The sequence below is a fragment of the Vibrio sp. 10N.222.48.A3 genome (genome assembly GCF_041475345.1).
GTDB lineage: Bacteria > Pseudomonadota > Gammaproteobacteria > Enterobacterales > Vibrionaceae > Vibrio > Vibrio tasmaniensis_A.
Genome location: NZ_JBFRVX010000827.1, coordinates 1 through 8,853, shown reverse-complemented (window position 1 = coordinate 8,853; position 8,853 = coordinate 1). Strand labels below are relative to the sequence as shown.

Here is an 8,853-nt window from a genome sequence, read left to right as displayed (position 1 = left end):
AATACCAACTTTGAATAGTGGATAGATTGGCCATCAACATGAACACACTGCTGCTCAATATCTATCTCGCTCACAAGTGCTTTGGTTTTGATGACTACGTTGTAGTGCTCTGCCAATTGTTGAGCGTTATGTACTGCCAGTGTTTCCGGCGTTTGTTCCTGACTGAACGCGTGCGAAAGATTCGGCTTACTGTACTCAACCCCGGCATCGGCGGTGATCATAGTAATCGCGATATCTTGGTCAAGCTTACGTACCATCTTGATGGTTTGTAGGGCAGCGAAACCGCCACCCACAATAACAATGTTCGACATGCTACTTCTCCACAAACACTTCTTTACCTAAATGGCATTCAGGGCAAAGGAAATCATCAGGTACTTGCGCCCAAGGAGTTCCAGGCTCGACGCCTTGGTAGGGTTCGCCCAACTGTGGGTCGTACACCCATTCGCATACTGTGCAACGCCAGCAAGTGCAATCTGCACTGTGTACTGGCTTGTCTTGCGCTTCTTCTTGCTTCTGCTCTGTTGTGTCTTTGAGCTCGGCAGTGGTGTTTGCCGGTGCTGGTGTGGCTTCAAGCGGTGTTACATTTCGTGATACTTGTTTCGGTGTGCTCACTTCATCTGCTTCTACACGCCAAACCTCGGCCAGTGTCATGCCGTAATCGATACATTGGCGAAGAGCGTCTGTGTCTGGTTTCCAATGGATGTGTTGCGGAGCACTGACTTCGAAGTTGGCTTCATGTAAGCGAGCGTCGATACGTTTTACCGCGCCGCCTGTCCAACCTGAAGAGCCAAATGCAGCGGCTCTTTTACCTGAAAAACGTAAGCCGTGGATCTCTTCTAGTAGTGCAGCGATTTGCGGCATCATCACATTGTTCATGGTCGATGAACCAACAAGCACACCCTTTGAACGGAAGATATTGGCAAGGATGTCATTCTTATCGTGCTTAGAGATATTAAAGACTTTGATTGCTGTTTCTGGGCTGCCTTTACGGATACCTTTTGCGATTGCGTCAGCCATCATGCGAGTGTTGTTCGACATGGTGTCGTAGACAATGGTGATACGATCTTCTTTGTAGGCTTTAGACCACTCGTAGTATTGCTCAACAATTTGCGTCGCGTTGTCACGCCAAATACAGCCATGAGAGGTTGCGATAACATCGATAGGCACACCTAAGCTCAATACTTCTTCTATCTTCGCTTTCACCAAAGGCGCGAAAGGTGTGAGGATGTTCGAGAAGTAACGCAGACATTGATCATGAAGCTCGACTTGGTCTAGCTGATCGTTGAATAGGTTTTCATCACAGTAGTGCTGACCGAACGCATCGTTACTGAACAGGATCTCGTCACCTGTGAGGTATGTTGCCATTGAGTCTGGCCAGTGCAGCATTTTCATCTCAACAAAGATGAGTTGCTTACCGTTACCGACATCAAGAGTGTCACCGGTTTTGACGGTTCTGAAATTCCAGTTTGGTTGGTGGTGGTGACCAACAATGGAGTTTACACCTGCTTCAGTGCAATAAACCGGCGTGTTCGGAATTTTAGCAAGCAGCGCAGAGAGAGCGCCTGAGTGGTCTTCTTCGGCGTGCTGACAAATGATGTAGTCGATCTCATTGATATCGATTTCCATCTCTAGGTTTGCAAGGAATTGTTCAGTAAAGCGATGATCAACGGTATCAACAAGCACCGTTTTCTCTTCACGAATCAGGTACGAGTTATAGCTGGTACCTTTGTTCATGTGGTATTCCTTACCATGGAAGTGTTCTGTTTCCCAATCGTGGACGCCAACCCAGTGAACATTTGATTTAACGTGAATAGTCATAATGATAATACCTTATTTAAATATCTAAGGTCATCAATGCACTAGTTGTGCCATGTTTTTAAGTGTCTGTTTTAAATGTGTTTGTTTGGTCTTTGTGTTGTTTGGTGAGTCGTTTTGACGTTCTGTGTTTTGTGGTTGAAATGAATCTTAGGTGTCTTTATGACTTTGTGGATTTATAGCGGTTTGGCAAGAAAATTAATGATGTTTGCTCAGAAAGAGCAGGGTGAGGAACATGTTTCAACAAAGGGGATTATAGCGTAACTCCTGCGCTTCGCGAATTAGAACACGTGGATTGATTAAGTCTTGGTGGTCTAAAAAGCGGCTGGAATGGCTAAAGCTGAGATAGAAAAGATGGATGCGAAATACAGACATGAAAAAGGCCAGACGAGTGTCTGGCCAAAACAAGGCAGTGTAATTTAACAGTCTGAAGTGCTGTTGAAACTATATTTTGTAAAACGAAAAAGCGTTTTAAAAATTAAAGCGTTATAGCAGTTAAGCGTTGTAACTGTTTAACGTGTTATCGCTGTTGATTCATTTGTCATCTTAATTCGCGCGTTAAAGCGTCGTCACGATTTCATCAAGAGCTAGGCGTGCTTTTGGTTTACCGTGGTTATAGTCTTCGCCGTCTTTGTGGTAGCCGATTGCTAGCGCTACATCAACAACGTGACCGTCTAGTTCGTCAGCAAACTCTTCGCCGATCATAGCGGCATCTACGCCTTCCATCGGTGTTGATGCAATACCAAGACGAGCCAGTGTGTGCATTGTGTTACCTAGCGCGATGTACACTTGAGACTTAGTCCAGTTACCGTTGAAACCAGTCTCATCTGTGTTCATTTCTGCGAATGCGTAAGCCCCTAAGAACTGCTCGTACATTTCAGCGGGTAGGTGACCAGAGCTTACTTCTGTGTCAGCACGCTTTGCGAATTTCTCTTTAGTGTACTTAGGATCGTGAGCAAACAGGATCGTATGTGACGCTTCTTTCGCATGCGGTTGGTTAAACTGGAACATGTTCTCGAAAGTATTGTGGAAGCGTTGTTTTGCTGCGTCACTCTCAATGATGATGAATTTCCAAGGCTGAGAGTTGATAGAAGAAGCTGACAAACGAAGTGCTTCTTTGATTACTTCCATGTCTTCCGCAGAGATGCGCTTTTCTGCATCGTATTTTTTAGCTGTGTAGCGAGTGTTTAGATCTGAAATGATTGGATGAGTCATGTTGAATCCTAATATCTATCAATATAAATGTTGTAGGGTTTTATGTTCGGTAACGTCAACAATAAACGGATAACGCATTTAGGCTATATCTCTATAGAAGTCGTTTCTAGAACAGTCAGCCTCTAAAAGGCTGAACGCTTAAATGGCTATCGAGCATGCCCCAATAAATCGAGTATCTGCGGTAGCTCAAGTCGATGGGTGTAAGATAATAGAAGATTGGCTTGGGAAAAATAGCGAACACATCAAATCACTATGGTTAATAATGTCCATAATGATCTGATTAGTGTGATCTGGATGTGTGTTGGTTTTCGAAAATCAGCCAGTTAGTACGCTTTGATTCCATATTGGCGTAATAAAGAGGGAAGTACACTGTCGAGGTTTGGGATATCTTCAGGGTTAAGTTCAATCAAGCTAAAACCGTGCTCTTGGTAAACTTTCTTGGTCGCATTTCGTTTGTCTTCTTCTATAGGGCCTGAATCTGTTCCCCAGAATTGAATGTATACCTTGCCGCTTGGCAGGTAGAAATCGCTCATTACTTCTTTTGATATTGGGAGCGGACGTTCATAGGCATGAACCACTCCCGCCATATAAAGCCAGTTATCGATGATCAGCTCTCCCTTTGAACGTACATAATGTCCGTCTAAGGTTCGGTGTTTCGCCTCAAATTTCTGACGAAAGCTAGAAAACGAGACATCGGTAGAGTGGCTTTCAGCATCATGCCCTAGAAATTCGACAACAGACTGCTTCAAACGTTTATTGCGAACCAACGAATCGTGCCATACCACAAATAGGTTTTGAGTCGCTTTATCTTCCCTTTGCTCACCGCCTGCTTTTAAGCCTGTTGAGGTGACATGCCAACCATCTTCTTCACGTGTTATCCAACCAAGCTCGCTGAGCAACAGGTTAATTTTTTTTGCGCTAAGTTGAAAGGCACTGCCTAGTTGAGTTGCCGTTAGCGTTTTTCCAGAGAAAGAATCTAGGTCGATGAGTAGTTTTTCTGGCCAGACAATAAAGACACCAAACTTCTTGTGTTCGACATACTCCCCACCAAAGCTTTCGCCTCGTTCTGTGAGTACCCAACGCTCCTGTGAACGCACGATATAGCCAGCTGTTTTCAAATCACTGAATAGAGCCTTCGCTTCTATCCCTTTTTGTTTGGCTAGTGCTGATGTGGAAATCTTGTCTGGCATAGTCTGTTTCTCAATTAGCAGTAGAACTGCTGATTAATGTTGAGGGGCTGTTGTATAGAATAGGGAAATACAATAACACAACTGTTGATGCTAACTGCAGTTCACTGGTCTATGTTTTTAATGAGTGTTTGCTCTCTTTTTTATTTTTAGGAAAATGTAGGTCAAGGTGTAATTAAATTACATAATTGGCAGATTGATTCACCTGGATGCATGTTTTCTATCCATGATGCGATGCTCTTTTATACGGTTTATATGGTTTCTAGATGCTATCTTTTATTAAGTGTGATTTACATCACTATTTATTTTTAAGTATTACAAAATAAAGTGTGATCTACATCGCTATTGAATGAGTGTTATTCTCGCTAATTTGTCTTTGTAATTTTAATTCATGGTGTTTTTGTGATCCGAATTACTCTTGTTAACCCTAAAGTGTTTTTTGAGTGTGATACTCGTCACTAAAATTGGGTCGGGGTGCATTTTAGAAATGTTGTGATACATTTTAAATGACTTTTGAGTACACACTTTCGGTCATTTGACCAACCAATACATTACGGGGTTCTACCTATGTTATCACCAGAAGCTAAGATTAAGGTTCAAAACTTTGGTCGTTTCTTATCCAATATGGTAATGCCAAACATCGGCGCATTTATTGCGTGGGGTTTCATTACTGCACTATTTATCCCAACAGGTTGGTGGCCTAACGAAACGTTAGCATCAATGGTTGGTCCTATGATCACATACCTACTACCGCTATTGATCGGTTACACCGGTGGTAAAATGGTTGGCGGCGACCGTGGAGCGGTTGTTGGTGCAATTACAACGATGGGTGTCATCGTTGGTACAGATATCCCTATGTTTATGGGTGCAATGATTGTTGGCCCTCTAGGTGGTATCGCAATTAAGAAATTCGATGAAGCTGTTCACGGTAAAGTGAAGAGCGGTTTCGAAATGCTAGTGAACAATTTCTCTGCTGGTATCATCGGCATGATCTGCGCGATCATCGCGTTTGTCGTGATTGGTCCTGCGGTTAAGATTCTATCTGGCGGACTTGCTGCTGGTGTTAACGCAATGGTTGAAGCAGGTGCTCTTCCTCTGGCTTCTATCTTTGTTGAACCTGCGAAAATTCTTTTCCTAAACAACGCAATTAACCACGGTATCTTCTCTCCACTAGGTATCCAGCAATCTGAAGAGATTGGTCGTTCAATCTTCTTCCTAATTGAAGCTAACCCTGGTCCTGGTTTTGGTCTTCTACTTGCTTACATGGTATTTGGTAAAGGTAGCGCGAAACAGTCTGCTGCCGGTGCATCTATCATTCACTTCCTAGGTGGCATCCACGAGATTTACTTCCCGTACGTACTAATGAACCCACGTCTAATTCTTGCTGTTATCGCAGGTGGTATGACGGGTGTATTCACTAACGTAATGTTTGACTCTGGTCTTATATCTCCAGCATCTCCAGGTTCTATCTTCGCAGTTCTACTGATGACGCCAAAAGGCTCTTACCTAGGTGTCGTACTTTCAGTTATCGCTTCAACCGCTGTGTCTTTCATCGTAGCTTCAATCCTACTTAAGACTTCAGCTCAAGGTGGTGATGACGAAGATTCACTAGAAAAAGCATCTGCACAAATGAAAGACATGAAAGCGTCTTCTAAAGGTGCTGCATCAGAAGCTGGTGTAAACCTAGCGGATGTTAAGGCTGTCTATGTGGCTTGTGATGCAGGTATGGGTTCGAGTGCAATGGGTGCTGGTCTACTTCGCAAAAAGGTAGCAGCAGCAGGCCTAGATATTGAGGTAACAAACTACGCAATCAACAACCTACCGGCTGATTCGCAAATTGTTATCACGCATAAAGACTTAACAGACCGTGCTCGTAACACCGTACCAGGTGCAATGCACATGTCTCTAAGCAACTTCCTAGACGGCGGTGTCTACGACCAGCTAGTTGCTGAGTTAACAGAAGCTCAGGCTACGAATGCTCAAAGTGGTGAAGCGAAAGTAGCTCCTTCAGTAGCACCAGCTCAAGAAGGCAACAAGCTTGCACTGACTAATGACAGCATCTTCCTTGGCCTTAAAGCGACTCAGAAAGAAGACGCAATCAAGTTTGCTGGCGAACAATTAGTAAAACTTGGCAACGTATCACCAGAATATGTAGACGGCATGTTTGCTCGTGAAGAGCTTGTGTCTACTTATCTAGGTGAGTCTATCGCAGTACCACACGGCACAATCGAAGCGAAACAGTACGTACAAAAAACCGGCATTGTTTTCTGTCAGTACCCTCAAGGTATTCAATGGGGCGAAGATGAAGATGATATCGCGAAGATGGTTATCGGTATTGCCGCACAAGGCGATGAGCACAACATGGTGCTGATGGCTATTACCAATTCACTCGATGATGAAGACGCTGTGGAATGCCTACAGAACACAACAAACCCTGCTGATGTTCTACGTATTCTCAACGGAAACTAACAAGCTCTAGTCAAGCTCCTGAGTGAAGGAGGCCAGTATCCCCCTACTGGCCTCATTTCCGGTCTCAATCTTTATCTGTAGATAAAGGTTCGGTCTGAATAGGTCACTGCTTAATGCCTAGGACGTGATTGAAAGCGGCATGTGTTTGAGTGGTTAGCTATTTAGATTCAAATATTTATAAGGTCAAAATTATGAAAGCGTTACATTTTGGTGCAGGTAATATCGGTCGTGGTTTCATTGGTAAGCTTCTTTCTGATGCTGGTATGAAGGTTACGTTTGCTGACGTAAATGAAACGGTTGTAAATGCGTTAATTGAACGCCAAGAATACCCAGTTAAGATTGTTGGCGAAGAGTGTGTTGTCGAAGTTGTTAAGAACGTGTCAGCAGTAAACTCAGCGACAAGCGCAGTAGTAGATTGCATTGCTGAGTCTGATCTTGTGACGACTGCAGTGGGCCCTACGGTTCTTAAAATCATCTCTAAGTCTATCGCTCAAGGCATTGAAAAGCGTGCAGCTGCAAACAACACTGTACCAATGAACATCATCGCGGCAGAGAACATGGTTCGTGGTACTAGCCAATTAAAAGCAGCCGTGTTAGAGCACCTTTCTGATGAAATGAAAGCGTTCACTGAAGAGCACATTGGCTTTGTTGATTCAGCGGTTGACCGTATTGTTCCACCGGCAGAAGCGGGCGAAACAGACCCTCTAGCGGTAACGGTTGAAACGTTCAGCGAGTGGATCGTAGACCAAACACAATTCAAAGGTGAGATTCCAAATATCCCAGGTATGGAATGCACTGACAACCTAATGGCTTTCGTTGAGCGTAAACTGTTCACGCTAAACACAGGTCACTTAGTAACGGCATACCTTGGTGTGCTTGCCGGTCATGAGACTATTAAAGATTCTATCGAAGACGACGTAATCCGCGCTGAAGTAACAGCGACGATGGAAGAGAGTGGTGCGGTTCTGATTAAGCGTTACGGCTTTGATCCAGAAGCACACGCTGCCTACATCCAAAAGATTCTAGGTCGTTTTGCTAACCCGTTCCTACGTGATGAAGTAGACCGCGTTGGTCGTCAGCCAATTCGTAAACTGAGCCCGCAAGACCGCCTAGTTAAGCCTCTAAACGGTACATTAGAGTACGGCCTACCGAATGCTCACCTAGTAAAAGCAATCGCTGCTGCGTTCCATTACAAGAACGAAGACGACCCTCAAGCGGTTGAACTTCAAGCAATGTTCGCAGAAAAAGGCTTTGCTGAGACATTAGCGCATTATTCTGAGCTGAATAGTGACTCAGAAGTTGTTAAACTAGCGGAAGAAGCTTATCTAGCATTGAAATGATAAACCATCAAAGTGCCACACCAGTGGCACTTTATTCTTTTAGAGCAACCATGCCCATACATACAACACACGAATCAGATTTACTTGAAGAACTAGCCGAATCAGCTAATGCTGCGGAGTGCCTGTTGTGCGCCTACGATGTCTTAGAAGACATGCTGGACGCTTTGTTGAAAAGTATCTTCTATAAAGATGACTACGCAGTAAAATTTGTTGTTGACCCTCTCCTCACCACCGATGGCCCTTTAGGGGAAATTCTGGTTCGAACAAAATTATTGTTAGGGTTAGGCGTGATCAGTAAAGAGGTGTATGACGATATTGAAGTTTTCGTTACTCTAAAAGAGTGGGTAAATATTCAAGAAGGTCAGGTGAATTTCTGGGACCAAGATGTCGTTTTTGAACTTAATCGTATCAATGCTATTCAAAAAATGATGCCAATCGACTACGCCCCAGAGTTGGTCGAAGGCATGTCTGATGATATGAAGCGGATGTTTTTAGAGCGCCATTTTCAAAAAGTGCGCTCTACGATAGTGCTAGCGGTTAATGATATACATCAGCAGTTAGCGAAAGAGAATGTGCTGACCTCTTAAGCTATCTCTAGGTAGTGAAAGTAAGCTCGGTGCTATTTATGATCTACTTTTGTCAACCACAGATCACACTGATCGATGAGCTCTTGCAAAAATTGTGTTGGGTTCGCAAGTTTCTCATTTCCTTTTACACTTGTTGTCGTTACCTGCCAAAAACTCAGTGAGACTAGGTTTCTTTTGTATAGGAACTCATTTAACTCTGCTGATGAAAGCGCAAGGGTCTCCCCAAACACATCATATAAC

General features: G+C 43.8%; 7 protein-coding genes and 1 pseudogene. 3 read left to right on the top strand and 5 right to left on the bottom strand.

The features are described 5' to 3' along the window. The 4 genes from AB4653_RS20390 to AB4653_RS20375 form a co-directional block, all read right to left on the bottom strand. Nucleotides 1-311: FAD-dependent oxidoreductase (locus AB4653_RS20390; RefSeq protein ID WP_372105180.1), on the bottom strand; the 311-nt coding region annotated here is incomplete at its 3' end. A 1-nt stretch (nt 312) separates the two neighbouring features. After that, nucleotides 313-1,818 (bottom strand): anaerobic nitric oxide reductase flavorubredoxin, encoded by a 1,506-nt coding sequence (gene norV / locus AB4653_RS20385; protein WP_102257680.1) that lies wholly within the window; start codon nt 1,816-1,818, stop codon nt 313-315. 555 nt (nt 1,819-2,373) lie between these two features. Further along, nucleotides 2,374-3,030: an NAD(P)H-dependent oxidoreductase gene (locus AB4653_RS20380; RefSeq protein ID WP_009846099.1), complete on the bottom strand. Its 657-nt coding sequence runs from the start codon at nt 3,028-3,030 to the stop codon at nt 2,374-2,376. 323 nt (nt 3,031-3,353) lie between these two features. Further along, nucleotides 3,354-4,220 carry a hypothetical protein gene (locus AB4653_RS20375; RefSeq protein WP_009846100.1) on the bottom strand — a complete coding sequence of 289 codons (867 nt, stop codon included), beginning with the start codon at nt 4,218-4,220 and terminating at the stop codon, nt 3,354-3,356. 564 nt (nt 4,221-4,784) lie between these two features. Here AB4653_RS20375 and AB4653_RS20370 point away from each other — a divergent pair. The 3 genes from AB4653_RS20370 (at nt 4,785) to AB4653_RS20360 (ending at nt 8,613) form a co-directional block, all read left to right on the top strand. Next, nucleotides 4,785-6,686, top strand: coding sequence for a PTS mannitol transporter subunit IICBA (locus tag AB4653_RS20370; RefSeq protein ID WP_102257679.1), 1,902 nt, complete (start codon nt 4,785-4,787; stop codon nt 6,684-6,686). A gap of 191 nt (nt 6,687-6,877) precedes the next feature. After that, the gene (locus tag AB4653_RS20365) at nt 6,878-8,026 is read left to right on the top strand and encodes a mannitol-1-phosphate 5-dehydrogenase (protein WP_102257678.1); all 1,149 of its coding nucleotides are present in this window, start codon (nt 6,878-6,880) and stop codon (nt 8,024-8,026) included. A gap of 50 nt (nt 8,027-8,076) precedes the next feature. Next, nucleotides 8,077-8,613: an MltR family transcriptional regulator gene (locus AB4653_RS20360; protein WP_102257677.1), complete on the top strand. Its 537-nt coding sequence runs from the start codon at nt 8,077-8,079 to the stop codon at nt 8,611-8,613. 32 nt (nt 8,614-8,645) lie between these two features. Here the strand turns inward: AB4653_RS20360 and AB4653_RS20355 are convergent. Beyond that, nucleotides 8,646-8,853: pseudogene (locus AB4653_RS20355) on the bottom strand (glucosamine-6-phosphate deaminase); the annotation flags it as partial.

Excerpts from the sequence above, each read along its gene's own strand:
- AB4653_RS20380 (WP_009846099.1), bottom strand. The coding sequence starts at position 3,030 with ATGACTCATCCAATCATTTCAGATCTAAACACTCGCTACACAGCTAAA.
- AB4653_RS20370 (WP_102257679.1), top strand. The coding sequence starts at position 4,785 with ATGTTATCACCAGAAGCTAAGATTAAGGTTCAAAACTTTGGTCGTTTC.
- AB4653_RS20365 (WP_102257678.1), top strand. The coding sequence starts at position 6,878 with ATGAAAGCGTTACATTTTGGTGCAGGTAATATCGGTCGTGGTTTCATT.
- norV (WP_102257680.1), bottom strand. The coding sequence starts at position 1,818 with ATGACTATTCACGTTAAATCAAATGTTCACTGGGTTGGCGTCCACGAT.
- AB4653_RS20360 (WP_102257677.1), top strand. The coding sequence starts at position 8,077 with ATGCCCATACATACAACACACGAATCAGATTTACTTGAAGAACTAGCC.
- AB4653_RS20375 (WP_009846100.1), bottom strand. The coding sequence starts at position 4,220 with ATGCCAGACAAGATTTCCACATCAGCACTAGCCAAACAAAAAGGGATA.